This window comes from Bradyrhizobium sp. USDA 4451 (assembly GCF_054822585.1).
In genome coordinates this window covers 144,344-169,858 of record NZ_JBTRCH010000001.1, presented here as the reverse complement: position 1 = coordinate 169,858, position 25,515 = coordinate 144,344, and the positions used below count along the sequence as shown (strand labels likewise).

General features: G+C 56.0%; 23 protein-coding genes and 1 pseudogene. 11 read left to right on the top strand and 13 right to left on the bottom strand.

Features of this window, described 5'->3' with window-relative positions; all coding sequences use genetic code 11:
• Window positions 1-692 precede the first annotated feature (692 nt).
• Window positions 693-1,361, top strand: coding sequence for a type II toxin-antitoxin system toxin DNA ADP-ribosyl transferase DarT (gene darT, locus ACVMB0_RS00680; protein ID WP_461344943.1), 669 nt, complete (start codon window positions 693-695; stop codon window positions 1,359-1,361).
• On the top strand, window positions 1,361-2,425 hold the full coding sequence (gene darG / locus ACVMB0_RS00675) for a type II toxin-antitoxin system antitoxin DNA ADP-ribosyl glycohydrolase DarG (RefSeq protein ID WP_461344942.1): 1,065 nt from the start codon (window positions 1,361-1,363) through the stop codon (window positions 2,423-2,425). Before darT ends, darG begins: the two co-directional genes overlap by 1 nt.
• 130 nt (window positions 2,426-2,555) lie before the next feature.
• On the opposite strand, the gene ACVMB0_RS00670 is transcribed toward darG, so the two are convergent.
• The 4 genes from ACVMB0_RS00670 to ACVMB0_RS00655 are packed head-to-tail and all read right to left on the bottom strand — an operon-like array spanning window position 2,556 to window position 6,189.
• Window positions 2,556-3,527, bottom strand: a complete 972-nt coding sequence (locus tag ACVMB0_RS00670; RefSeq protein ID WP_461344941.1) for an SIR2 family protein — start codon at window positions 3,525-3,527, stop codon at window positions 2,556-2,558.
• A 2-nt stretch (window positions 3,528-3,529) separates the two neighbouring features.
• Entirely contained in the window at window positions 3,530-4,174 is a 645-nt protein-coding gene (locus tag ACVMB0_RS00665) for a hypothetical protein (RefSeq protein WP_461344940.1), read from the bottom strand.
• Window positions 4,171-5,400, bottom strand: coding sequence for a globin family protein (locus ACVMB0_RS00660; RefSeq protein WP_461344939.1), 1,230 nt, complete (start codon window positions 5,398-5,400; stop codon window positions 4,171-4,173). Before ACVMB0_RS00660 ends, ACVMB0_RS00665 begins: the two co-directional genes overlap by 4 nt.
• Window positions 5,401-5,418: 18 nt before the next feature.
• Window positions 5,419-6,189: a hypothetical protein gene (locus ACVMB0_RS00655; RefSeq protein ID WP_461344938.1), complete on the bottom strand. Its 771-nt coding sequence runs from the start codon at window positions 6,187-6,189 to the stop codon at window positions 5,419-5,421.
• Between the two features lie 139 nt (window positions 6,190-6,328).
• On the opposite strand from ACVMB0_RS00655, the gene ACVMB0_RS00650 reads away from it, so the two are divergent.
• Window positions 6,329-6,541, top strand: a complete 213-nt coding sequence (locus tag ACVMB0_RS00650) for a hypothetical protein (RefSeq protein WP_461344937.1) — start codon at window positions 6,329-6,331, stop codon at window positions 6,539-6,541.
• On the opposite strand, the gene ACVMB0_RS00645 is transcribed toward ACVMB0_RS00650, so the two are convergent.
• Together ACVMB0_RS00645 and ACVMB0_RS00640 are read right to left on the bottom strand one after the other, a co-directional pair.
• Window positions 6,513-7,622, bottom strand: a complete 1,110-nt coding sequence (locus ACVMB0_RS00645; protein ID WP_461344936.1) for a hypothetical protein — start codon at window positions 7,620-7,622, stop codon at window positions 6,513-6,515. The two genes, ACVMB0_RS00650 and ACVMB0_RS00645, sit on opposite strands and share 29 nt — an antisense overlap.
• Window positions 7,623-7,675: 53 nt before the next feature.
• A complete protein-coding gene (locus ACVMB0_RS00640) occupies window positions 7,676-8,269 on the bottom strand; it encodes a hypothetical protein (RefSeq protein WP_461344935.1) in 594 nt (197 codons plus the stop codon).
• 94 nt (window positions 8,270-8,363) lie between these two features.
• Here ACVMB0_RS00640 and ACVMB0_RS00635 point away from each other — a divergent pair, with 94 nt between their 5' ends.
• From ACVMB0_RS00635 to ACVMB0_RS00615, 5 genes are all read left to right on the top strand, one after another.
• Window positions 8,364-8,825 (top strand): hypothetical protein, encoded by a 462-nt coding sequence (locus ACVMB0_RS00635; RefSeq protein WP_461344934.1) that lies wholly within the window; start codon window positions 8,364-8,366, stop codon window positions 8,823-8,825.
• A 38-nt stretch (window positions 8,826-8,863) separates the two neighbouring features.
• Window positions 8,864-9,307, top strand: coding sequence for a hypothetical protein (locus ACVMB0_RS00630; protein WP_461344933.1), 444 nt, complete (start codon window positions 8,864-8,866; stop codon window positions 9,305-9,307).
• Window positions 9,308-9,327: 20 nt separating this feature from the next.
• On the top strand, window positions 9,328-9,675 hold the full coding sequence (locus ACVMB0_RS00625) for a hypothetical protein (RefSeq protein WP_461344932.1): 348 nt from the start codon (window positions 9,328-9,330) through the stop codon (window positions 9,673-9,675).
• A gap of 33 nt (window positions 9,676-9,708) precedes the next feature.
• Window positions 9,709-10,323 carry a hypothetical protein gene (locus ACVMB0_RS00620; protein ID WP_461344931.1) on the top strand — a complete coding sequence of 205 codons (615 nt, stop codon included), beginning with the start codon at window positions 9,709-9,711 and terminating at the stop codon, window positions 10,321-10,323.
• Between the two features lie 22 nt (window positions 10,324-10,345).
• Window positions 10,346-11,294, top strand: a protein-coding gene (locus tag ACVMB0_RS00615; protein ID WP_461344930.1) for an IS630 family transposase whose coding sequence is annotated in 2 segments (ribosomal slippage) — window positions 10,346-10,681 and window positions 10,683-11,294 — 948 coding nt in all. Because the reading frame shifts where the segments join, the coding sequence is not laid out codon by codon here.
• 440 nt (window positions 11,295-11,734) lie between these two features.
• Here ACVMB0_RS00615 and ACVMB0_RS00610 read toward each other — a convergent pair.
• From ACVMB0_RS00610 to ACVMB0_RS00590, 5 genes are all read right to left on the bottom strand, one after another.
• Window positions 11,735-12,835, bottom strand: coding sequence for a hypothetical protein (locus ACVMB0_RS00610; RefSeq protein WP_461344929.1), 1,101 nt, complete (start codon window positions 12,833-12,835; stop codon window positions 11,735-11,737).
• 84 nt (window positions 12,836-12,919) lie between these two features.
• Window positions 12,920-13,420 (bottom strand): Arm DNA-binding domain-containing protein, encoded by a 501-nt coding sequence (locus ACVMB0_RS00605; RefSeq protein ID WP_461344928.1) that lies wholly within the window; start codon window positions 13,418-13,420, stop codon window positions 12,920-12,922.
• 811 nt (window positions 13,421-14,231) lie between these two features.
• Entirely contained in the window at window positions 14,232-14,816 is a 585-nt protein-coding gene (locus tag ACVMB0_RS00600; RefSeq protein WP_461344927.1) for an anthranilate synthase component II, read from the bottom strand.
• Window positions 14,813-16,207, bottom strand: a complete 1,395-nt coding sequence (pabB, locus tag ACVMB0_RS00595; protein WP_461344926.1) for an aminodeoxychorismate synthase component I — start codon at window positions 16,205-16,207, stop codon at window positions 14,813-14,815. The genes ACVMB0_RS00600 and pabB overlap by 4 nt, the downstream gene beginning before the upstream one ends.
• Before the next feature lie 109 nt (window positions 16,208-16,316).
• Window positions 16,317-16,811 (bottom strand): Dabb family protein, encoded by a 495-nt coding sequence (locus ACVMB0_RS00590; protein WP_461344925.1) that lies wholly within the window; start codon window positions 16,809-16,811, stop codon window positions 16,317-16,319.
• A 769-nt stretch (window positions 16,812-17,580) separates the two neighbouring features.
• Here ACVMB0_RS00590 and ACVMB0_RS00585 point away from each other — a divergent pair.
• The 3 genes and pseudogenes from ACVMB0_RS00585 (at window position 17,581) to ACVMB0_RS00575 (ending at window position 19,004) form a co-directional block, all read left to right on the top strand.
• Window positions 17,581-18,243: a dethiobiotin synthase gene (locus ACVMB0_RS00585; RefSeq protein WP_461344924.1), complete on the top strand. Its 663-nt coding sequence runs from the start codon at window positions 17,581-17,583 to the stop codon at window positions 18,241-18,243.
• Window positions 18,244-18,285: 42 nt separating this feature from the next.
• Window positions 18,286-18,535 (top strand): annotated as a pseudogene (locus tag ACVMB0_RS00580) (ArsR family transcriptional regulator); the annotation flags it as partial.
• A 115-nt stretch (window positions 18,536-18,650) separates the two neighbouring features.
• Window positions 18,651-19,004: a hypothetical protein gene (locus ACVMB0_RS00575; RefSeq protein ID WP_461349565.1), complete on the top strand. Its 354-nt coding sequence runs from the start codon at window positions 18,651-18,653 to the stop codon at window positions 19,002-19,004.
• A 1,607-nt stretch (window positions 19,005-20,611) separates the two neighbouring features.
• On the opposite strand, the gene ACVMB0_RS00570 is transcribed toward ACVMB0_RS00575, so the two are convergent.
• Complete coding sequence (locus ACVMB0_RS00570) at window positions 20,612-23,527, bottom strand: methyltransferase domain-containing protein (RefSeq protein ID WP_461344923.1); 2,916 nt, start codon at window positions 23,525-23,527, stop codon at window positions 20,612-20,614.
• A 663-nt stretch (window positions 23,528-24,190) separates the two neighbouring features.
• Window positions 24,191-25,513: a hypothetical protein gene (locus ACVMB0_RS00565; RefSeq protein WP_461344922.1), complete on the bottom strand. Its 1,323-nt coding sequence runs from the start codon at window positions 25,511-25,513 to the stop codon at window positions 24,191-24,193.
• Window positions 25,514-25,515 lie beyond the last annotated feature (2 nt).

Here is a 25,515-nt window from a genome sequence, read left to right as displayed (position 1 = left end):
ATATTACTCGGATTGCCGTGCTCTAAAGGTCAAAGTCCACGCGCCTCTTGACGACGGCACTTACTGGACCAAGGCCTATCTCACGAGGCTTGCGGGTGACGGGCGAAGTGAACCGAACATCCACGATTTGGTCTTTTGTTCCACCCGCAGCGACGAAGAGCCAGAGCCCGTCACCATCGCCCAACCGATCGCCTGGCCCGGCATGCTCAACCTGTTTTACGGTGAGGGTTCCCATCGAGGTGTGCGCCTAATCCAACGGCTATACCCACGGAGCAAGTTTGCGAGCTGATCTTTTGCAACACGATTTCGGTGGCGACGCTCAAAGCGGAGCACGCGAGAGGCAATCTCGATCTGTTCAAGATCGGCAGGCAGTGCTTCACGACGCGCCGAAACCTTGCGGCGATAATGGAGAAGTGTCTCACCTCCCGGCCAAAGCGGGGGCCGTCTTAACTCGACAATTGACCAAGCTGAGACCGCTCGCCTTCACGCCTTGCAGACTGCCTTGCGTTTGCAGGTTGAGGGGCGGAAAGCGCGACATAAAGGCGGCCCAGCTGAACGCGCATGTGGCGCGCCGGGAGTCAACTTCATGTTGACAATAGTGCTTGTTCACATTATGTTCTCATAAAGTTTGTGAGTTTTAGGCGAGTGTTCTTGACCGGCAAGTCCGCTCCTGCGCTTGTGCGGCGATGTGATTGTTTGCTTCCCTGGGGGAGGAAGTTTTGGCGCTGCCGGAGCTTACAGCGGAAAATGCGCTAATCTTCCGAATCACGCACAAGAACAACTTGCCGTGGATACTAGACAACGGTCTTCACTGCCGGAATTCCAACACGCAAGACCCGCAATTTGTGAACATCGGACTGGTCGAGCTGATCGACAAGAGAAAGAAGTGGCCGGTTCCAGTCGGGCCGAGGGGAACCCTGAGCGACTACGTTCCGTTCTACTTCACGCCTCGATCCATGATGGCCTACAACATCCATACGGGCCGGAGCGTCAATCAGAGAGACAATGACCAGTTGGTCATTCTCGTGTCGTCTCTCAACACGCTTGAAGAGAATGGTGTGCCTTTCGTTATCACCGACAGGCATGCGTGCGCTACGCTGACAAAGTATTCCAACAGCCTTGATCATCTCAAGAAGATCGACTGGAAGATACTTCGGAATAGCGACTTCAGCCGAGACAACGACGATCCCGATAAGTCGAATCGGTATATGGCAGAAGCACTGGTGCACAAGCACATGCCAATTAATGCTCTCCACTGCGTGGCGTGTTGTGATGAAAAGCAAAATGCGTGGGCGACTGACTTGATCAAGAAGCGAAAGCTTGAGCTTCAAGTCCACACTAAGCGAGGATGGTATTTCTAATGATCGCCTTCGAAGAGGGTAACCTGCTCAAGGCCGAAACCGAAGCCTTGGTCAACACGGTCAATACAGTTGGTGTGATGGGAAAGGGGATCGCCTTGATGTTCAAGGAAGCGTTCCCTGAGAATTTTCGCGCCTACGCAGCTGCCTGCAAGAAGCAAGAGGTCAAGGTTGGTCACATATTCGCAACTGAGCGGAAGGATTTAGTTGGGGGTCCTAAGTGGATCATCAATTTCCCGACCAAGCAGCATTGGCGGTATCCCTCAAAAATCGAATGGATAAAGGACGGCCTTCAAGATTTGGTCCGCTTCATTCGCGAACATAAAGTCAAATCGATTGCTCTACCTCCGCTCGGGAGCGGCAACGGGGGACTGGACTGGAATGATGTTCGTCCGCTGATCGTGGCGGCCCTGGGGGATCTTCAGGATGTGCAGGTCATTGTGTACCAACCAACTGGTCGGTATCAAAACGTTGCTAAGCCCTCAGGCGTCGAGAAATTGACGGCCGCGCGAGCTCTAGTTGCGGAGTTAGTCCGAAGATATTCGGTTCTCGGATTCGAATGCACCCTGCTGGAAATTCAGAAACTCGCCTATTTGCTTCAAAGGCGAATTGTGGGCGATGGCAAAGCGAGCCCACTGAGGCTCGCATTTCAAGCAGACAAGTTCGGCCCGTACGCGCCCAACTTAGGCCATCTGCTCAATAACCTGGATGGAAGCTACCTTCATTGCGAGAAACGGGTTGCCGACGCGAGCATTCTAGACTCGATCTGGTTCGAGAACTCAAAGAAGGACGTGGTTGTTACATATTTGAAGGCGACAGAAGCGAAAGAGTTTTCTAGCGCGCTTGACGAGACAACGGACTTAATCGACGGCTTTGAGTATCCGCTTGGAATGGAGCTGCTGGCGACTGTCGATTGGCTACTTGATCACGACAAGGTCGAGCCGACATTGGATGGGGTGAAAAAGGGGCTCGCGAAATGGCTTGGAGGCGGCGACGCGTCCGAGCGCAAGCTGAGACTTTTCGACGACTCGATGATCGAACTGGCACTTTCGCGCCTCACAAACTGAATTCACCACGCGCTCGCCCAAGAGTGAGTGGCACGGTCTTCTTTGACTAAAGTTCCTTCAATGACTGAGGTATCGGCATTATGGTCGCTTCTTTTGTGGTGCCGATGGGCGCCTGGGTGCTGGGAGTTATTTAGGGAAACAGCGGAAAGAATCGCTGGATCTTCCGGCGTTCGATTTCGTCGGTTGAGACACTGGATGGAAATGGTCGTCTGGAGCCGCCTTCGATGGCGTCCCGCAATTCGTCGAGCAACGGCACACCTGAGAGGGGTGGTGCGTGATCGAGGACACCAAGACCGGCCGTGTCAATAATGAACAGCTTGAGACCGGTCTTCGCGCAAGCTGCAAGAATTTCGTTGATGTGCGGGTCGCGAAAGCTGTAGCCCACAATCATCAGCTTGGCATCGGGCTGTGAGAGCCGTTTCTTGAATTCGCTGCGGTACCAATCTAGCAGTGCCACCCCGTCAATTTGCGAGCCCTTGTTCTCGGCCATGATGAGTAGCGTCAGTCCATTGAGCGCGCGCCAATGGCTGGACCCATGGAGCTTGAAGTAGGGTTGAACGCGGTCTTGGATTGTGTATGGAGGGTCGGCCGGCCGAAAGATGCCTGGGTGGGCATAGGGCGTCCCGGCAACATTTTCCTCAAGCAGTCCCGGCGATGCACAGGCGAAATACTTCCCCTGAGACCCGTCGAGGAGACCGGAGTTGATGTACTTCTGCTCCAAGAGGGTGTCTTGGTTGAGGGTAAAGATGGCATCGAAGCGGGCGAGGAGATCCCGCATAAACGTGGGCTGAGGACCAATTCCAAGGTTCTTGACCGGCTCAAAGTCTCCGAAGGCATTGTTCATCGAATAGAACATGCCCATGACGAGCTTATCAAACTCTTGCAACGGTTTGGCTGCGTGGTGCCCGGGGCTTTTGATGTATTCGTCTCGCAGCTCTTGAAGGACGGCTTCGAATCCACCTTTACCACGATGCTTCCAGAGCAGATTTCGATGGTGCGGGAGAAGTTCGGAGCATCCCAGCAAATACTCGAAGGCTTCGTCGGCCAACCAGCCGCCCCAATTCCTGCTGAAGCCTGCTCCGGTGAGAAGGTAGGTGCCCATGATTAGCGTTTTCGGTTCTTGAGGTGATCGGGCATGGCGCCGTGTTCGGGATGCGGAGATAACTTCAGTTCTGATGGGATCGTAAGCGGGGGAGGAATAGGGTTCTGCAACATAGCCCGATAGCCCCCAGGCAATTGGTCAGGTGGGATGTCGCGGCATCGGAGGTAAATCAGGAACCCTGCGGATTCCCGCTTACCGTGCTCAATTTTGTCGGCGATGTCGCGCAATTCCTCCAACGTGAGCCACATGTACGTCGAATTGGGCTCCCGCTTGGAGACAGGCTTGGTCAAGTACAGCTTATCGGCATCTCCTCCGAACAACGTGGGGTAAAGCTCGGAGTGGAGTAGGGTGTTTCGGGCGTCCGAACACCAGTTAAAATAGTCGATAAGCGACGACACGAACGCAAGAGCGGCAGGCTCTTTTTCGTAGGTGTCGAATATCGTCCTGATGGCCTTGAGCTGGGATTTCTCATTCAGCGATGAGTAGTAGAGGTGCACGAGCTCGTACGGCATGTGCTGTTGGGCGCAATGGTGGGCATAAATCGTGACGAGACCGCGCTCGAATGCACTGTAAGCCAGCGCAATCACGCCCAGGGCGTGGATGTGGTCCCGTCGACCCTTGTGGTAGCTCGGCCATTCCTCGGTCATGGGGCGTTCGGGTTGGGCACATTTACGGCCATCACATTGAGAATTATCTCTCGTGCCGAGTCATCCTTGCTGGCAAAGACGTAGCGGAATCTGGTCTCGGTCTCCTGCGTCGGGCCACGCTTGCAATTGGGGTGCTCGGTTGCCGTCTCCACCATCTTCTTGACCATGGCCGTGAAGCTCTTGTTGCGATCGAACATGACCAGCGCAGCCTTGGTGTCGCGCCAAGTCAGGTAGCCGAGAAGTTGGTCCAGGGCGTCGGTTAACGTCTGAGGACCGTGCCAGTATTTGCATTCGGCGATGAAGACGTTCCGGTTGTTTTCCCGAATGAGGATGTCGGTCTTTCCGTTCGCATTGAAGGTTTCGCCCGTTGCCCGTCCTTCATAGTGGCCATTCAAAACGACGAGGTAGAAATCCCTGAGATGTTCCTCCTCCAGCCGCTCAAAGGCCGTTGGGCTGTGCTCCATCATCACGGACATGTCGTCCATGATTTTGAGGATGTGCTGGTACTCGGCTTCGGCGATAGCGGGCTCGGGCTCGAATTTCGTGGTTGGGGGTAACTGTGGGCGAATTATTCGCCTGACGGGGACATGCATCACCGGCACATAACCGGCGCGGACCATCGGGTAGCCCAGAGACGAGGCGATGTTGCGAGCATTCAAAATGCTCTGCTTGCGCTCCTCAACCAGCTTGCGGATGAGCGGCTTAAGCGCTTCGTTGAACGGTTTGACGATATTGTTCTGGCCGCTCAGCCTAAGCTTAATCGGATTGAGCATCTTCTGGATTTGGGCCTTCAGATCCTCTGCGGTGAGATTGTATCCAGATAGGGTGATGGTGATGCCATCCTCGTTTGCCTTGGCCCACGGTGCATCACCAATGCTGATGGGCGACGAATGCCTAAACAGCCCCAAATGCCCTTCAAAGGGGATAGTAAGCCGATATTCGAAGCCCGCTACCTGGACTGTCCGGCCGTAATCCTGCACTTCACGGATAATCTCGCGCGGGTCGGCTTGGTATGCTTTATCCTCCAGTAGGACAGGCACTTCGAGGTGGCAGACTTCATAGGCCTGCTCAACGATATCCTCGGTCGGTGTAGCCAGAAGGACATCGCTGCTGGGCTCGGCGACGATATTCTCGGCCCGGCCGTTCTGCATTTCGATGAGAGTGGATAAAGAGCGATCGCTAAACAGCGTCTCGCTCGGCTGGCCGTTGTCGGAGAAAAAGGGCATCAGAAACCTGGCCTCTGCCTACGGTGATTTCGGGGGTGCGAGGGAGCCTAGCCAGTGGGCGACGAGCATGCACGTTTTGATGTGGGCGATATCCAGCGGGATGAGGTTGCCGCCAACATTCGGCTTCGTCCTGTGCCTGGCACCCTCGCTGATGTTTCGGCTGTTATTGGCGGAATAGGTCAGGTCGCTAAGGTCGGGCTTGGAAAGCCATCCCATCTTGTCCAGTTCACGCCGGCCGCCGACGTTCGTCTTGATGGCGTCGATGACCAGATACAGGGACGCCCAGGTCGCCGGGAGAACCATGGCCTCAAGGACGAATTTGACCTCAGGGTTGGTGAGGGGAAGCGCCCGGTTGGCAATCTCGTGCTGGCCTGCTGCGCCAAGATAGGTGCTGTCCCGGTTTGGCGTCCAATCACCCGTGGCCATCGCGCCATTCGGGAAGGTCAGGTGTATCAGCCGGACCGGCGTAGAGGTCGGGTCGAACGTTCGCGCCAGCCCGTTCACCCGCAACAGGATGTCGTCAGCGATAGGCCTCAGGTCTCGAAGGTCCACGCGGCCCTTGGCGTCATCCCAAACCAGCTCGTCCGAGGTCAGGCTCGTCATAATGTCGTAGCCGTTGGCGCGAAACCGGTTGCGCTCGGCCTCACTGTTGGGGTCGAAGGTCGGCCGTCCCTCGGGCTTGGTCACAACGACCTTCGTTTTGGAAGGATCGGAGCCGTCGAATAGTAAGGACAGGCCCCACAAATCCCATGGGTGGCCGATTATCGACGCAGTGATGGGAATAATCATAAAACAACCGCCGATTCTCAACTTGGAAAGCTAGATTATACTCCAGGTTGAGAGGGGCAAGAAGGCCGCCTCCGAAGATACAAAGCCCACAGGGCGCCCTTCGTTTACCCCCACCCAAATCGCGACAATCAAAGAACGGATGCTGGAGCTTCTGCCTCAGGGATGGACCGTGCGCCGCATCCTGAACGAGCCCGGCATGTGCAGCATGACCTATTTCTTCACGGTGCTGCTGCCTGGCGATGAAGACTTCCAGAAGCAGTACGCGCGCGTTCGAATTGCGCAACGACCATTCCAGGCGGAGGGGCTAACAGTTGGCTGCGATGCTAAGTCTCGGGGCCAACCTGTGGTTTGATCTCACCTTGCTGATAGGATCGAATCTGTTCACGCATCCAGTCGCCGAGCGTTTTTCTAAAAGCTATGTCCACTCGGGACCCCTTCATCGCTACGTGAAATGGGTGGGAACCGTTTGAACAAAAGTGGACGCTCGTCATGCTCCACAGCGATTCGCCTGCGCGGCAGTAAGAAAAGTGGGTACACAGACGATCATACTCAAAATAGCCAAGGAAGGGCTCGCGGATCACTCCGTCTGACATAAGAGGACGGACGATAACGGTGTCATCCTGCACAACGGAAAATATTCGTTTATCGCTAGTCTGCTCGCAATCGAGAGCGATGCACTCCAAGTCGGAACCGTTGTAGCGGTTTAACAGCAGCCTCGGTACCCAGGTCAATCCGGCTTCGGGAGTTGCCTCATCGAACCTGAAATGAACAAAGGCAACCTTGTCAAGCTTCACGAAGGCGCTCGCGTCCTGATAGCAGACTTCGATGGTTCCTCCCCATCGTTCGAGGAGAGTTTGTTGCGTGTATAGCTCGCGGCCTAACGACTGCGATGCGACGGCGAGGGCATCCCCGAGTACAGTGGAGATAGTGTTGATCGATGCGTCCGCAACGGCGTCGACGCTATCGAGCCGTTCAATCGTTCTCTTAAAATAGTCCGAGCCGCTTCCGGCGAAGTGTACGTTATGGAACCGTCTTAGATTGGCGGTCTCAGCACCATGCCAAATGTAGCTGGTCTGCGGTCCCTCCGCTACCATCGCTATGCAACTGAGATTCTGATCTGCGTTCGCAAGAATGATCCGGTATACTTCGTTAACGGCTGGGCCATGTCGATCTAGGTATGACTTGATTTCCCTTGCTAAGCCGTGGGCCTCTACGTAAGAGCCTGACCAGGCTAACGCTACTGTATCACCAATAATGTTTACCTTCTGCCGTAGTCCGACTACGGAAACGCCGTACATGCCGAGAAGGCTCGCGTTCAACGGTCCCGGCGCTGGAAGTCTCGACGTCGATGACTGCTCCGCAAAATGTGTAAGTAATGCATCTCCGCATAGAACAGCTACGTTCTCTCGGGTGAATCCAAAGATCATTGTCATGAGGTTGCTTCCTTAGCCCGCGCGACGCGCGGATGCAGTGACCGGGCTCCCTCTCAGTTCTTGCAGACAAGCTCTAAGTCATCCAACTCGCGAAGATCGTCTTTGATATTGTCTTTCGAGTTTACGAATTTCATGTTCACGCGCGGTGGCACCGCAAACTCTACATCAAGCAAGGCCGTCCCTAATCGCATGCTGCTCTGAATGCGCTTAGTCGTCACCGCGCTGCTTATCAGAGCCGATACCAACACACCGCTGGTTGGGGCCTTTGCCGCTATAGCGCTTACCTTCTGCGGGTCAGTATTGCCGTTGGACTTGAGCCGTAACCGTGCCTTTGGCGGGAGGCCCCACGTGACTTTGAATGTGGTGACCTCAAAGCCCATCTGTTCTAGGAGCGGCAATGCGTCGCCAACCTGTTGGGTAAACGAATTGAACTCGCTCATTAGCTTGCCGCTTGGATCGGATAGGTCGGGAAGCGATAGGTCCGGCATTGACGGCAACGAGACCGATGGTATCGAAGGCATCATTTCCCGGGCAGATTTCGCGATGCTGTCTAGTCGGCTAGGGGGCCTGTCTTCGGCCTGAGCATTTGCGGCGACGAAGACCAAATTTGCTGCAAGCAAAGCAAATACTGTGGAAACCATTCGCATTGTACGACCCTCAGCCCTTTAGGTCGGTAGAATATCAACCTGGGGATGCGCGGCAATAGGGTCGCCGCCGATGTCTAAAGAGCCAGGATTGCAAATGCCGATGTGGGTTCAGTATTCGCAGGCCCTTGCGACCCCGGCGATTGCCTTGCTCGCGATTGTCGTCGCGCTCTTGCAGTGGCGTACAGCTCATCAAAAGGCTGTATTAGATCTGTTTGAGCGGCGCATGCATGTCTACTCGGAAATTCGAGCGGTGATCGCGTCAACAGTGAGTAGCGGCAAACTTCCAAACGAAAAGCACTTCGAGTTCATGCGGGCCATGGACGGCGCGAAATTTCTCTTTGGTCGCAAGGTGAATGACTATCTGAGCGAATTGAACACATCGCTGGCCTACTTCCATGAGGCAGACGAGGAACTTGCCGTGTCGCAAGGGCAAGCCCGTGCGGAGGCGATCCAGAGGCGGCGAAAATACTTCGACCAAATACAAGCGTTTTACAAAACGTTTGATCCGCTCATTGAGCCGTATGTCGCAATGCGCCAGCGGCGGCCTTGGCTTTAAGATGTTGGCTGTTCGGGCGATGCAAGAGGGATTTATGGATGGCTGAAGTTTGGGGTGCCGTTGGTGTCTTTGCGCTAGGGGGCGTCGGTTGGGTCGTAACGTCGTTTGTCGGTCAGCCGTTCAGACACTTCTTTGACCTGCGGAATGAAGTGATCCACAAGAGCGTGCTTTACGACAACGTCAGAGCAGCACAAAAGACGGGAACTGACGATAAAATTGAGCATGTCAGTTTGAATAAGGATGAGATAACGAGACTGCGGGAAGCCCAAGACACGTTCCGCGATCTCGCAGCAAGGATGCGGGCCTTTGCGCTGAATGAGCCCTTCGCAGTTCAGCTTGTCAGCCTTTGGGCGTTTGATCCAATGGCAGCAAGCACCGCAATTCTCGCAGTATCAAACACGCTGCACCAATACGGCAGGGATCGGGCCGCAGCGAAAAGCAAACTCGAAGCGGTTCTCCGCTTTAGGACGGATGCCGGTTAGTTCGCAATGTGGGGGCGTTGATGGTGAAGAAGAAAATGGGAAGGCGACCGCTCTGGTTCGGGTTCGCTCTCTTATTGATCGGCCTGGGTGGCGCTAGCCTCGCGTTCTTTGATAAGGGTATTGGCCCGGCTGTTGGCGGTACGCTGCTCGGCTTTATGATCGGGATGCTGGTCGGGTTCTTTGTTCAGGAAGCAGATGAGTGGACGCGATCAGCAATGACAGCTTCGGTTGCGGTGCTAACGGGGGCGGGTGTGGTCGCACTCTTGCGCTACGGCGCGACTGACCCGCAAGGGGTTTGGTTCTACCCCATAGGTCTTGTTATCGGCTTCGGATTCGGGACTATTTGGGATGTGGTCGACCCCGCGTGATGGCAGGCGAACGATATAGTGAGAGGGGCATCATTGCGCAAATTGATCTTGACTGGCATCGTTCTTGTACTGTCGAGCCTGGGCGTTCGTGCTGACGACCAAGCTGTAATCGAGAAGGTCAAGTCGACTTGGCGAGCGCAGAACGGCGAGACAGCCGAGCAAATCATCGCCAAGGTCTCGAAAGTGGCGCACTTCGTTCCGAGAGGTTGGGAAGCCGGACAGAAGACAGACGCTGGCAATTCGGCAATCTTCTCTTGGGCGAAGCATCGCGCCGATAAATCGGGCGATGAATATTCGTTCTACTGGGAGCTGGCCCCGAGCGGTGCGATCACTATGGGGCCGCCGTATGCAAAGCCGATGGAATTGGGCTGGCAGGCCTTCGCCCTCTCGCTGATCGCGGACGAAGTATCAAACGACGAAAAGGGCGTGAACCTTCGCTTTCTGCACGACCCCGCGAATTTCAATTTCGTCACGACCGCGCAAGGCAAGCTAGGTGACCTTCTCAAACACGGCCGTTGTGCCATCGTCGATCCGGTAGGGGTGGACTACTTGCCGAAGGTGGATGAGAAGCAGACAGCTAGAGCATTTCCTTGCTTAATTGAATCGGAGGGATTCCGGTTTTTGGCGGATTGTGATTCAAGATGCTGACTGGATTGGAGGCCAGCATCGCATGACCCGACCTCTTTCCCTGGATCTTCGCGAGCGTGTGGTGGCGTCGGTTTTGGCGGGCGAGAGCTGCCGATCTGTGGCGGAGCGGTTTGGTGTTGCGGTCTCGTCAGTGGTGAAGTGGTCACAGCGGCAGCGGGCGACCGGCTCGGCTGCGCCTGGCAAGATGGGCGGTCACCGTAAGCCCGTGCTTGATCCGCACCGCGCCTTCATTGTCGAGCGGATCACTCAGATGCCGCACCTGACGCTGCATGGTCTGAAGGCGGAACTGGCAGCCCGCGGGGTCAAGGTCTCGCACAACACGATCTGGCTGTTCCTGCGCCGGGAAGGGCTGCGGTTCAAAAAAAACACTGTTCGCCCTCGAACAAGCGCGCGCCGACGTCTCTCGTAGGCGACAGCGTTGGCAATCCTGGCAAGCTGGACTTGATCCGAACCGGCTCGTCTTCATCGATGAGACTTGGATCAAGACCAACATGGCCCCTTTGCGGGGCTGGGGCCCCAAAAGCGCACGCCTGCGCGGCTTCGCCCCACACGGTCACTGGCGCACCCTCACATTCCTCGGCGCGCTCCGCCATGACCAACTCACTGCACCCTGCGTCTTCGATGGTCCGATCAACGGCGAATGCTTCTGCGCTTATGTGAAGCACCTTCTCCTACCAACCCTGCGCGAAGGCGACATCGTCATTCTCGACAATCTCGGAAGCCACAAGTCGAAAGCTGTCAGGCAAATGATCCAGGCTGCTGGCGCCAGGCTCTGGTACCTGCCGCCATACTCGCCCGACCTCAACCCGATCGAACAGGCATTCTCCAAGATCAAACACTGGATGCGGCAAGCTCAGAAGCGCACCATCGAGGACACTTGGCGCCACATCGGTCACCTCATCCAGGACATCCAGCCTCGCGAGTGCGCCAACTACTTCGCCAATGCAGGTTATGCTTCCGTCAAAATGTGAAAGGCTCTAAGGGCGACTTTTGGCGCGTTCAGCTATCCGTGAACTGCGACATTCCAGCGCCTCGATACTTCACCCATGACGGAATCATCATATTCGAGAAGCGCGAAGGGCAAGATTGGGAGCCGCAATCGTTCTTTGCGAAGCGCATCGCGAGCTACGCTCCCGGACACTGGTTTGATAGTGCTGCCCCGAAAGAACGAGAGATATTGGACGCGGGCCGAAAAGCTTACGAGCGCGCAGGCATACCGGCGAGGGGATTGCAGTCGCCTTTTCCGAGGTGAGGGGTCAATTGTAGCGCGGTAGTTTCTCAATGGCCCGACGCAGCTTGATCTCGATGCACCGAGCGCAAATCAACTCGCCGTCACCGGCCGGTGGCGCAAGAATGGTCAGTTCCTCCGGCCTAAACTCTTCTTCGCAGCGATCGCAGCGAAGGGCTTTCGTTAACGGAGGAAGTCACGCGGATCGACAAATCTGTACGGCGTCGCTTCGAAATCGGTCGAAGCCGCCCCAGGTGGAGTGTAGTCGACCATTATCCCTGCCGGAACAACCTTCATCGGGGCGTCGGTTCTGATCGGTGGCGGCCGAACCGTGCCACCCAGCGACATCGTTCGCTTCATCTCGCCACCTTTGAACATCCAAGAATGCTGTTCAGTCAGATGCTGGCCCGGCAAAAGGGACTTAATGATCTCGCTCACGTGAAGCTCAGACGGCCCTGACGCTTCAATCCGCGTCTCCCCAGCATCCTTGGAAATGGCGCGAACGGACGGAGTGGAGGTGGATTCCATTGTATCGGGGACCGGCTCTTCCCCGACGGCTGCCTCCTCGATCTCGGCACTCAGTCCCACGGCTTGGAGAGCAGGGGTTAAAATCCGTTGAAGCCGGGCGATCGCAAGATGCTGGCATTGGAAAAAGGGAATCATACAGCGGAGAACGTTCTCCCGTCCTCCTGCCGCCTTCTCGATCTCGCGGTAAACCATCCACTTATCGTTCTGGGCATTCCAGTGATACAGGAAGCCGTAGCGAAAAAGCTCGTCGTGATACTTCCTGCGCATCCACAGGTTCCCGCCAAACACGACGTTCCAGAGATTGATGATGGGCCACTTTGAAACGGTTGCCGCTTGCGCCACCGTCTCCATCCGGGCAAGCTGATTGGAAAGCTTTTCTGAGCGGTAAATGGCTTCGATATACGCCAATTCGACGAGCGCTTCCGGCGAGTTGGCGAGCATCGACCTGGAAATCTCGATCACTTTCTCGAAGTGGCACACATCGCGATTGTAGATGATCGGACGTAGTCGTAGCGCAAACGATTCGAACGCCTCTTCGTTCACGACAGGGTGCGTAAACCACGTTTTGGCGATGATCTGGCTGCCCTCAACACTGTAGGTCGTGTTGATGGCAAAACGGATGCGGTCGATCCCTTGTGCGAAAGAGCAGGCATTCAGCCGCTTTGCGGCGAGAACAAACGCGACCAGTCGTTTCGCGGATTCTGTGTCTGTCTCGACGTCCGCCGTCCTACCGTTTATCTGCACACGACCCTTCAACTTCGGTCTCCCATGCCGCGTGACGTGCAATAAAAGTAAATGGGACGACAGGGCAAACGGTTCAATAGGGCCGAGATCGACGGCCTAACGCCGCTCAGACACGCAGTAAGTCGTCCATTCGTCCATCAGCTTACGCCGATTCGCCAGCGCTGTTCGCCTTCGATACGCCGCTTCCGTACCGGAGCCGACGACCGCCGCCTTGAGCGCAAGCTTATCGATCGCAGCTACAACGTTGAGGATCGGAGACAGTACGTCGTAGATTTTGAGGGCTAGCGCGATGACGTAGTCTACGGCCTTCGCAATCTCCGAGACAATGTCAACCCAAATCCCGCGCAGCTTCATACCGAGGTTGGTAAGAATGTCTTGAATCGGATGCCAACGCGTCTCCAGGATCGACACCGCCGCGTCATACCGATTCTGCAGATCAATCGCGTTGTCGATCGACTGTTGAGATACAAGCGTCTTGCTGTACCGCCAAGACTTTCCGCCAGCGGGTGTGACGTAGAGATGCAAGCCACCGCCGTCCGAAAGCTTGATCGGCGAATCCGTCGCTTTAGCCTTGCGGCATTGGAGGTCAGTCAGCACACCCGGTTTTTCCTTATTCGATACCCGGGATTTCACCCGACAAAAGCCGGGTACCAGCGGAAAAAGACGGGATCGATTGGGAAAGCAATCTACTCGGAAGCGCCTGTTTTACAAGGGATTTTGGATGGATTGGGAGGTGCTGGGAATGGTCGCTGGCGGAAGGGGTGGGATTCGAACCCACGGGAAACCGGTCAACTTCCATGTTCCGTGCTGCGATTAAGTTCACGATTAATGCGATCTTTAACCCGTCGGACTGCAAGAAGTTGCAGCCTCGTTCGGGTCTTGCCACTGATCCTCTTGCTATCGACCTCGAAACTGTAGCGCCACTCGCCGGGGTGAACTTCCCGAATGCTGAATTGGACACCTCTATGTTCCATAAATGCATTCAACCACGATGACAGACGTTGCAGCTACAGCGCCCGCGAGCTGCAGATCGTTGCAGGAATACCTCAATCATGAGAGCGCCGACTCGATATCGAAGAGGGCCGCCGATCCGATTGGATCGGCGGCCAAGTCAAGGGAGGAAACGCCCGCTAGGGCAGCGGTAGCGATACTACCGCTTAGGCACCGCCAATCCCTTGGCGGATCTCGAATAAAGGTTTGCGCGGAATCAGAAGAAAACCCGCCTCTCCCAATGGAGGTCATGCGAAGGGTCGATGCGTCACCAGATAATTCAATTGAGGCTGTACCAAAAGAGAAACCTGCGTACGAAACGTACTGATTGGGTGTTTCGCTGTGTCGTTACGTCTTGCCCATGGCTCTGCAAACCGATTCGCGAATACCCTGCTCGCGGTTCGATGGAGGCTCCCCCTCACACTTTAAAATTGGCGGCTAATCGCAAGAAATTCCTAAACAGCGCGGACCCTTGTTGAGTAAGGACTGACTCCGGATGGAACTGCACGCCATGGGTTGGATGATGCCGATGCGACAGGCCCATGATCTCTCCTTCATCTGAGCGGGCTGTCACCATGAGACTCGGCGCGTGTGATTGATCGAGTTCGACCGCTAGAGAATGGTAGCGCCCGACACAAAATGGCGACGGGAGTTCGTTGAACAACCCACGACCATCGTGGCTTATCGGCGAGGCTTGGCCGTGCACGGGACGATGTGCACGCACCACCCTTCCGCCGAAAACGCTTCCAATACACTGATGACCAAGACAGATACCAAGGATTGGGACGCGTCCCGAGAGTTCCCGGACAACCGCGTTGGATATGCCAGCCTCCCTTGGCGTGCAGGGTCCGGGCGATATGACGATTGCACTAGGCTGGAGCCCAGCGAGATCAGCCACGCTGATCGCATCATTTCGGACCACTTCCGTCTGTGCACCAAGCTTGCGGAAATAGCGCGCAATGTTGAATACGAAGGAATCGTAATTGTCGATGATGACAATCAAAATGCACCGGTTGGATCGACACCGAAGGCCTGGAACAGTCGTTTTGCCTTGGCAAGTGTCTCTTCATATTCGGCTTCAGGATCCGACATCGCCGTTATTCCGCCGCCCGCATGAAACACAGCCAGGTCATCGTCGATCACAATGGTGCGGATCGCAATGTTCGTGTCCATGTATCCATCGAATCCGATGAAGCCGATTGCCCCGCAGTAGACCTCTCGTGCCACTTTCTCGATGTCCGCAATGACTTCCATTGCCCGCACCTTTGGAACTCCGGTCACGGAGCCGCCCGGAAAGCAGGCGCGAAGCAGGCTGACGGCGTCTTGGTCTGCACCAAGCGCGCCTTCGACCACCGACACAAGATGGTGCACGGAGGCATAGGATTCCAAGTTGCAAAGAGCTGAAACGTCGACCGAATTGTCGGTACAAACGCGTGAGAGATCGTTGCGCAGCAGGTCGACGATCATAATGTTCTCGGCGCGATCCTTTTCGGAGGCCAAAAGGAGCTCCGCCCGGAACCCATCTTCCGCAGAATCGGCGGAGCGCGCGATTGTGCCCTTGATCGGCCGTGTTTCGACCTGCCGGCCCTCAAGCCTCAGAAATCGCTCAGGAGAGCTCGATGCGATCGTCAGCGCGTCATATTGCAGGAGGGCTGCAAACGGCGCTGGGTTCAAAGAGCGGAGCTGGCAATAAAAAGTAAGCGGATCGAACAGGGGGGAGACCTTGGCACTGAAGCGTTGTGCGATATTCGCCTGGAATATATCTCCAGCCAAGATTAAATCGATGACACGCTGGACGGCCGCTTTGAACCCTTCCCGGCTAAAATTCGAATGCCATTGACCCGCGGTGCAGGGGATTACGATCCGCGGCGACTTTGGCCTAGCAAGCAGTGCTGCAAACTCATCGGCGCGACGACGTGCGCGCTCGGCCCGTCGAGTGGGCTCCTGCTCCGGCCAGCCGGTCGAGACGATCCAACACTTCTCTTCGCGGTGATCGAAGCTGACCACCACATCGTAAAAATGCAGTATTGACTGGGGTAATCGGAGACCCGGAATTGACGGTGCCGGCAGCCCCTCCAGTGTTCGGTTCAGATCGTAGGCAAGGAAGCCGGCTGCGCCGCCCTGGAATGGGGGGAGATCCGCGCGATGCGCTTCTTTGTATCTGGCAAGAAGCTCGCGGAGGGCCTCCCATGGATCACCAATAAGTGCCTGTCCATTCCAACTTGCCTGTCCATCGGCGACTAAATAGGTGCCGAACGGCTCGCAAGCCAGGTATGAGTAACGTCCGAGCAGCTCATGCTCGGCCGCGCTATCGAGAAAGGTAAGCTGCGGCCGCTGCGCAAGGCATCGCAGCGCCTTGATAGGCTCAATCCATGGCAACTCGCAGACGTGCATAACCTATCTGCTACGACGGCCGGCAGGCCGTCAGGTCGGTGCGCCAATTTCCATCCCAAAGAGGGCTATTTGTGCCCGCCATGTACAAAGTCTTGTGACTGATCATCAATTACTCACGACCAACTGGTCCGCTGCGCCGAGCGATCTGCCCTAAGCCTGCCGTTCCAGCGAAATGCACGTCTGTCGACAACTCATAGTCAGCGGCAAAGCGCAACTCCCGGAGTGGCCGTACGCACCGGATCGCTTCTTGATATAAATGGTGCGCCTTGTACGCAGCGAGATCCGCCTCGCTGTCGAATTCACCATACACCACGATATCGATATCATTGCCGAGCTGGTCGCTCTTGCGGTTGCGGGCAATCTCGAGCCGGCGCGCATAGGTGATTGAGGTGAGAACCGATAGACCTTCGATGATTCGGTCGAGATCGGCTTTTTCCTTGGTTGTGAAGAAGACGATATGACGGATCATGGTGGCCGCAAAAGTGACGCCGCAATTTGGTCCCGTTCTTATCTCGGGATTTAGCTTGAGGCAATGCTGACGGACTTTGACAGCCGGAGCATCTTTGACATCGATATTGCCGCGAATGTGCCGCAGCGCTCGCACTTGAGCAGGATCTGAGAATTGTCGTGCCAAATGGTCCGAACGTAGCTTACGTATAAAGGTGTTCGAGGTGGCGAGCTCTGAGCCCCTGTAAGGGCGCTGCTCGCGACCTCGACATCAAACAATGTCGGAACTCGTTCCGTTGGAAAAGAGACACTGGGTGTATACCAACCAACACCCAGCGAGGCGTCGATGTGCTATTTGCAGGATCATCGTGATTGATTACGCAGAAATCTGCCGGGCCGCCCGCCATCGATAAACTCGCGTGCTCAAGTCAAACGTGCAAAATTCCCCTTGAGTAGAGTCATGGCTAATATGCCCCGATCGGCTATTTTCTGACAGATCAGGTAAAATCACCCACAATCGCACAGCTGTCGCTCGAAGCGTACCGTTCTGTATCTATTGGGATGCACCCAGCGGCCCGTGAATGTCTCCGTCCGATCCGGACAATATTTGCGCGCCGATAACAATCTTAACCTGCCACAACGCGTCAAGCGCAACTCTAGGAGGGAACTATCGCGCCGGCCGACCGTCTATAGTTCGATGTAAAAGTCAACATTCGGAGCTTTTTGAGACGGGTCGGCGGAGGCCAATCACGACGGGCATCTCGCGTATATCGGACTGCTGTTCAGCGTTGAGGGGGAAGGCGATGCACGCAGCAGCGTCGATGAGCACTGTTGGTAGATCCGGAAGTTGAGGGCGCCGGCGTGAACGACTTGCGAAGAGTAAGCGGTCTTTGCGCCGGCGCCCGCTGCATATAATGGAGAATGAGGTGGGCACAACGCTTGACAAGAGATCAAGATCGGCGAGCCAGCAGCGGATCGTGGTCACGGCTACAGGCGCCGGCGTCGGAAAGACCGTGTTCTGCGCAGGGCTCGTCAATCTCCTTGGCGCAAGGTTCTGGAAGCCGATTCAGGCCGGCCTCGAAGGAGAGACGGACACCGAGTGCGTCTCTCGGCTTGCCAGTCTTCCGCCGGATCGCATTGTGCCTGAGGGGTACCGACTGCAAGCGAATTGGCCGCACTGCTCCGCGGAAATCGACGAGGCTCGCATTAAGCCCGAATTGCTGGATCTGCCGGACACCGGAGGACAGCCGCTCGTGATCGAGGGGACCGGGGGACTGATGGAGCCGCTGAATTGTGGTTCGCTTTACATTGACCTCTTGGAGAGGTGGCGAATTCCTGTAGTGCTGTGCACCAGTACAACTGCGAGCACAATCAATTGTTCATTGCTCTCCATAGAGGCGCTCCGAAGGCGCCAGATCGACATTCTTGGAGTCGCCTTGATTGGCGAAAAGAACCCGGACGCCGTGAGAGCGATTTGCGAGATTGGACGGGTGCGGTGGTTGGGGCGACTGCCATGGATTGCGCCTCTGTCGGCAGATAACCTGGAAGCTGCGTTCAAGGCCTCGTTCTTGCGTGACGATTTCAAGTGATGATGCGCGATGGGCATCGTGTAAGGGACCTTAGACGCTCACATCCTCGAAACAGAGCAAAAGAACAATTGTCTGACGTCCGAGGTGACCGGCGAAACAGCGGGGCTTCTTTCTGCAACCGCGTGTCAACGCTAGTTGAACAGGCGACGCTCGGGAAGGCGTCGCCGAGGCCGATATCTCGATCGTTTCGCCGAAGGTCGTTGGAAGACCCATCCAAATGCTTGTCCTGGTGACGATGGAGCGGGAGCGTTCCGATATTATTGATAGGTTTAAGAAGGCCATCAAAGCTGCGCGCTGAATTAGGTCGGCCAATCTCCAGGCCACTAATTTGCTGTTGAGTGAAGCCAGAGCCCGACGCGGCGCATCTGTTCTTCCAGCTGGTCGGCCGCCGCCACGAAACCGGCGCCATGCTGATCACATGGAACCGCAGAATTGCCGAATGCACCGTGTTCGCCGACCCGAGGTTGCCATCGATTCTGGAGTGGCTCTTGCACCACAGCTACATGATCATTTCCGCTGCAACAGCTGCAGGTTTGCGCCAAGCGAAAGAGCAGCCGCATCGGGCGACCGCCGCTGATGGCCGTCCGCTCAGCTCTGCCTGGCTCCGTCGCGTCAGCGGCGTGGCATTTCCAGAACCAAACAATTCGGAGAACGCGTTGCCAACTTGTGGTGGAAGAGGAAGAACAGCGCCCACTACAAATGATCCGCAAAGCCGAACTCGCGCAGCGCGAGATCGCTCAGAAAATTGGCCGCACCGCTAGCGCTGTTGGCTCGTGTTTTCTGGGCACGTCAGCGAATGCTCAGAAATCCACTTTGTCGCGTCATGCTCCGTGACAAACCCCTTGATGACTTCAGTTTCGCCATCGGCCCACAGAATATCGATCCTCCAGCCGGAGCCGGGGTTTTTACAAGCCATGAAAGCTGGTCGTTGCTCGATCATTGCGTAACTATGCGCCGAGGGGGGCCAGATTCAATCAGCAATCTTGGGCTTTCACGGGCCTATCGGAACCGTTTTCCTGCTCGGCGCTCTTCAAACAGCCGGCGGATCCGATTGATCCCCTTCATCACATCAAGAATATCCGCAGCACCGAGCGAGGGGCGCGCCTCTAGCGGCCCGATCGCAGGCTTATCGCATGCATGCATTACGCAGCCTTTTTGGACCGCACTCGACCTGCCTCGGGTCGTCATCCCTCAACAACTAGGTAACCGAGGAACGCATTGCAGGCAGGTTCGGCTTCAGCGCATGCTCCGAACGGCGATCTGGGTATCTGAGCCGCGGGCTTGTTCAGAAAGTCTAGGCGATATGAGGCAACAAAGCCCGGTTCTCCACGCAAGTCAGGTCCGCTTCGGCTCTCGTTGCTGATAACGAATGAATAGTCGTCACTTCTTGCGATCCATATCTCCAGATCGTCAGTGTCGACGCGGCTGAAGTGCAGGGCCATATTACTTTCCACATTCGCTCAGCTAAGCTACAGATCAACTCAATGGGTTCATCTCCGGTTCCGCGGCATCGCTGGCGCATTCGCCTTGGCTTTCGCACCTTGCCGCACTGCCCCTGGCTGGGCCAATGACCAACTGGCGGATTGCCCCGGCGCGGCCGAGCAAGCCGGCTTGGTTGCGCGCGGCGGTAGGCGAGATTTGTGGTGCATCATGGATCATGCGCAATGTAACCGCCTCGCCCTCTATAGCCGGGCGTGCGCGCCCCAATTTTTGCGTCATGTATTCTCGAGGGCATGAATTTAGATGTCATTGAAAAGACAAGCCGAGCAAGTGCTTAGGACACTGGCTCGGCTCTAACCCGGACCATTAGGGCTCTGATCGAAATCCTCAGGTCTAAGTCCAAAGCCAGGCAGACCCCGGCAGCACTTCTGTTACTTGGTGGCGCGGGAGCCCGTTACTTCTTTTGCGGCTGGCGCAGCTCTTCAATCTTCGCACCGTGGCCGGCTGCATCAGCTGCGTGCGGCGCAACCACCTCGCCTACATCGAGTTGCGGGCGGATTGCCGCATATGCGGCCCATCTCTGCCCATCCGACGCATTTGCCATTCGGGCCACGATAACCGGGGCGGCCCCGTTCTCCGCATTCCGCGGCTGCCGGGCCCGCAACACACAGCAATAGGGCAATGACGGCGAGGAGCGGGATCGTCATGGTGCGTCGTTCAACTCGGCGGGAGCTCGGCGTGGGGTGTCGAAAAAAAACGGACTGCGTTAGGTTGTTCCCGGCGGCGGCTTATTCTGAATTTTGGATATTGCACTTCTTAGCGATCGAGGCTTGTTCGATTGCGACCATTTGACCCTTCATCTGGCCGAGCTCGGCTGCGGTCTGCTTTTCACCGCAACCAAGAACGCTACGCGCTAGTCCGCACATGCTCATCGCGACTTAGTGGCGACGATTGTTGCGCACTGATCGAAGTGCGAGGAAAGCTTTATCTGTATACTAAACCGCTCGCTGGCCAGCACGGCCTCAACGTCTTCGATCCGGAAGCCGATCGTCTCCCGGAGCCAACGGCCAGCCTCTTGCACGCGCTGCCAGGGCTCCGCCAACGTTTCGAGCAGCCCCTTTTCCTTCAGGGAGGTCTGAGCTCCGCTAATAATTTTTTCGACATCGAGTTGAGCAGTTGGCTCGGTTATTACCAGCTTGCCGCCATCCTTTAGGATCCGAATGCACTCGTTGAGCGCCTTCTCAGGCTGCTTCATACCATATAGAGCCATCATAACCGTCACGGCGTCGAACGAGCTGTTGTCAAGTTGCGGGAGCCTCTCCGCTGATTGTTGCAGGATGCGCAAGCGAGAGGAGTAATCAATCGTAGTCTTCGCCTTGAGATGACGCAGCATCGAGCGCGATAGATCAACCGCGGTGACGTGGCAGCCCTTTTCCAGGAGTTGCAGTGAGAGATTTCCGGTTCCGGCTCCGATGTCGCAGACCTTAACAATGCCCTCGGCTTGAGGTGGGGTAAGATATGAAACATGTCTACCTACCGCATTTGAGTAATACTCGCAGAGCGGGAGTACGCGGTCGTAATTGGCGGCATACACGTCCCACTTCAGAGACAATATTAGTTGCTCGCGGAAGGTCTTGAGGAACTCTGCCTCACGTTCAACCTCCTCGATGGCCCAGTCCCACGACATGCCGATCGGGCGGCCCCTAATCAGGTCGACCATCGGCCGCGTAAGAGAGCGGACGTCTATTCGTCCGAAAGTCGCTGAAGCAATGTCCACGGGATTGAAACGTGCCGTGATGCTATCGAGATCGAATTTTGGTTGGCCAAAGCCAAAATCGTCCTCATCTAAAGGAAGCTTCGCAAGCAAAGTCCTTACCGGTTGCCCGTGCAACGAGCCGTCAGTCGCATCCAATAGAACGCGGCAAATAAGGTTGGTATCGACTATCAATCCATCCCTGATTTCCAAGCTTGGGGAGGGTGAATAGAACCAGCGATCTTCCGCCAGCGCCGCGCAGCTAACTTCATCGACGCCGCGCGGGGAGACCAGTTCATAATGTCCGTCCGCCATTCGCATCATCGATGCACTCACGTCCAAGTGCAGCACTTCCATATGGTGAATGCCGCCCTTACTCGCGTGACGGGTGACGATCGGCAAGATGGCCTTCCTCACACCCTTCACCGGTGGTTTATAAACCAGCGGTATCCGCGCAATCGGTGTTACAGAATTGAGCTCCGCCGAGCCCGGCTGTTCGAGAAACAATTTGTAGAGCCTATCTTGCTCCCGTGAGAAGTAGGGCCATTGCTCTGGCTCGATGCGAGGTTCGAGGTTTTTCACGACGTCGGTGCCTCGCCGACCCAAAAGGTACCTGTCCTCCGTCAGCAATCCCAAAGTGGAGTCGGTGGCATCGATATATTCGTCCTCGTCCCTGTTGGTGTCGATACGTACGACTGCCATCGGATGAATAGGCTGAGCTCCAAAATAGCTGGTCGATTGGGCATGGAGTTCCTTTGTAATCTGCTCGTTGACGGTTGCTCGCAAGCTCGCATCAGTCGCGTCCGACGGTGCTACGCTGATTGTTTGCATTCGCCGGAGTAGCATCAAATTATAGAGCGAATCGAACTGCGGCGGACGAAACTCCTCGCCTTGTTCAAACACCAGCACCAAGGGCTTCCCAGTTGCCAGGCGAAATCCAACCTTGGCAAGAATGTCGGAGGGCCAAGTTCTCTTTCCTACGTAGGCCATTGCCATTGGGGCATGGAGCAAGTGCGACATGGAAGCGTCATAGAGGTCTTCGTCGTCATTGATTTCAGGAACGAAGTAATTGGCCGCCAAGCAGGCCGGTTTCAAATGCTTGTCCACAACCTCGATCGCCCGCTTTTGCTGATCCGCGCCGTTGTAACGTCCAACGAGCAGAACGCATTTTGGCATAGGGGGAGGGGGGAGAGGGGGACGCGGATCGAAGCCCTGCAAAAGCTTACCCAGAAAATCGGGCAATTGATTAAAATCGTCCCCATAGACGACAGGGGTTCCCAGTTTCTGCTTTACTAATTCGTCCCGTTCTTCTGCACGGCACAAACGGTAAATTTCCTTGTTTCCGTCGCGCATGACTTCTTGGGTCAAACGAAGGAATTTTGAGAAATGTGGATCGTCCAGTCCCTTGCCGAAGCCGACGAACAGCAGGCTATTTGTGAACCCCAGCGACGTCTTCCATGCGGCTAGGAATTCGTTGCCCAGGATGGTCGTATAGTCGCGGACGCCGAGCACAACCGATTCAGGCCATTCGTACTGGCCATGCAAGTGAATGATTCTGGAGGGGGCGCCGGCCTTTCGGTCCAACTGACGATACAGCCTGGTTCTGTCCTGCCAGGTGATGGCTTCCAGACCTGTCGCGGCTTCGAGCAAGCCGTCGTAGTTTGTTGTTATGAGAGGAATGTGTTTGGCGGCGAATGCCTTGAGTGACTCGGCAAGGAGGGTTGCCCGGCTCGAGAACTTAAGGCTGCCTACGCTGGCTTGCAGCCACTTTTCATATTGATAGTTATCCTTGAGGGCTTGCGAGACCTTCTCAGCGGCTGCCAACATCGAATTAGTGTTTCCCCTGACATCTAGCTCGATGCTCTCAACAAAATCCTTATCCTCGCCACACCAATCTTTAGCCCACTTCGCGCCGTGCTTGAGCAACCCACTCCAAGACGCCAGGTTGAAGCCGTCAATCTCGCCGTTCTCCGCCAACGCAGCCGAGAGCCCCGCGCCGAAAAATATTGCGACGTGCCCGCCTTGGACATCGCTCTGCAGTTTACTCAGAACCGGGTCTGCCGTTGTGGCAGGGGTCGGGGGAGGTGTCATTGCTTATCGACCTCCAAATATCTTGAAATGAAAGCTTCCTAGTTGATCGGCCGGCCTGTGAGACCCCGAGGGGCTGTCATGCTATTCCCTATAAAAATCCAGCGAGATCGGTTGGTTGAAGCTAATCTCACGGCCGCGATCGAACAACGCGAGACACTGGCGATTATCTTGACCCGGCCGAGCACACCCCATGCAGGGGTTCCTACAGAAAAGCCCAGACCTCAGAAATGCAGCACCAGCAATCGCGCAAAACGAGCCAATGGTCCCAATACAACCACGTCGAATGCGCCTAGGCAAATAGTTTCGGTGCTGCGGCGCGGTCGGTGATGAGGCATCAATCCGCACCGAACCTGGATGACTTTGATCGACCCGACGGCAGCGAACTGGAGGTTCGGCATACGGGCGGCCCCGCACAAGATGCGAACTTTCCAGCATGAAGCGAGCGTTGCGCATAACGCCATGGACAGGATGCGATCGACGACAGTGGATAACGGCGGTGGGAAGATCGATTTATTTAGACGTTCTGAGCCCATGAGGTGAGGCACTAGCACCGTCTATAACAGTTTGGCCAAAGCGCTGGCATTCCTCGTCGATGACTTGGTTGTTGCCGATCTTGCTAAGCTCCTTAATGGGCTTGGCAGAAGACTTGGCCAGCTGCGGCGATCAAACCGCCATTGCTGCCTTTAGCATCGCGTATGCAACCTCCTGCTTACAGATGTCGTTATGGCCTCGAATGAACCTATCGGCCTTGAGATTATAAACCTTGCCGGAAACGAATTCGTAGGGGGCAGGCAGGTCTGCTAGTACCTGTCCTAGCCCCTTCGCCTCCGGCGTGTGCTGCGCGCCATTGCGGCCGAGGCCACCATATGGATCGTTCTCATCGCCGATTGTAGACGCGTTCGTATGCGATAAGCGCGAGGCCAGGGGATAGGCGATACCTACCGCAGTGTCGTTCTTGGTGTAAGTAATGATAATGGGCCCGGACGCCCGCTTTTCGGAGATGAGCTTGCGGAAAAACCCATCGTTGGTACCGTCAAATTCGCTCGCTAATCCATTATGTGAGTACGCGGCCTGCAACAACGTCAGCGTTACAGACCCCGTGTTGGGATCGAGCGCGTTCGCCGCGGCAGTCACGAGCCGGCCCCCGAAGCTGTGGCCAACGAGGTGCAGACGGATAGCTGGGTGCTGCTGGCGCAGGAGGCGCAGCACTTGATTGAGACCAACACGTCCGGCAAGGCCCGCACGCGCCTTCATCTGGTAGTACGTTGTAAAATTTGCGATGCGCCGCGCAGCTCCCAGAACTCCATCCACGACGTCCTTCAATCCGGCGGCCCCGCCCGCTTGGCTTGTCAGACTGGCGCTACCGCCCGGATTCGGCCCGAGAGGAGCGGCAACCGCTTCGCTCATGTCCTTGAAGATCTGCTCCGGATCGGATGTGAAAAATTCCAGCGAACCATCGTCCGCGTGAGCGTCGTCAAGCCTGACCAACGTCCTAAGCAGTGACACGTACTTCAGACGGGCGTCGGCATTGGCCTTCAATAGGGGAAGTAGCCCCTTTGCCTGTTCTATCAGAAGATTGCGCGGCTCTGGGGCATTCTTCTCACCTAGCCGGTCCGGATCGTTCTTCAATTCATCAAGGATGCGCTCGACCGGCGCGAGATCCTCCTTCAGTTGTGCAGTTGCTGCACCGCCCCCGGGGATCAACTCCTCGTCGGTGAATTTCTTGCTCGGCCAGAGCACGATGATGGCTCCAAAATTCCGGTCCTGCACACCCGGGACAATCCCTGCGTCCACGACGTCCTGAACCCTATCGAGAAATTTGTGCGAGAGCTCACGGGCGTCGGATTTGTCGTTATTCCAGCCGTGCGAAAATACGATGAAATCGCTGAACTGCGGCAAGGAACTCAGCACCGCGTCAATTTGCTTGGTATCGAAAACCTGCCCTTCCTTCGTGAATTCCACCTCGAACTTGGGAATTTTAGCCATAC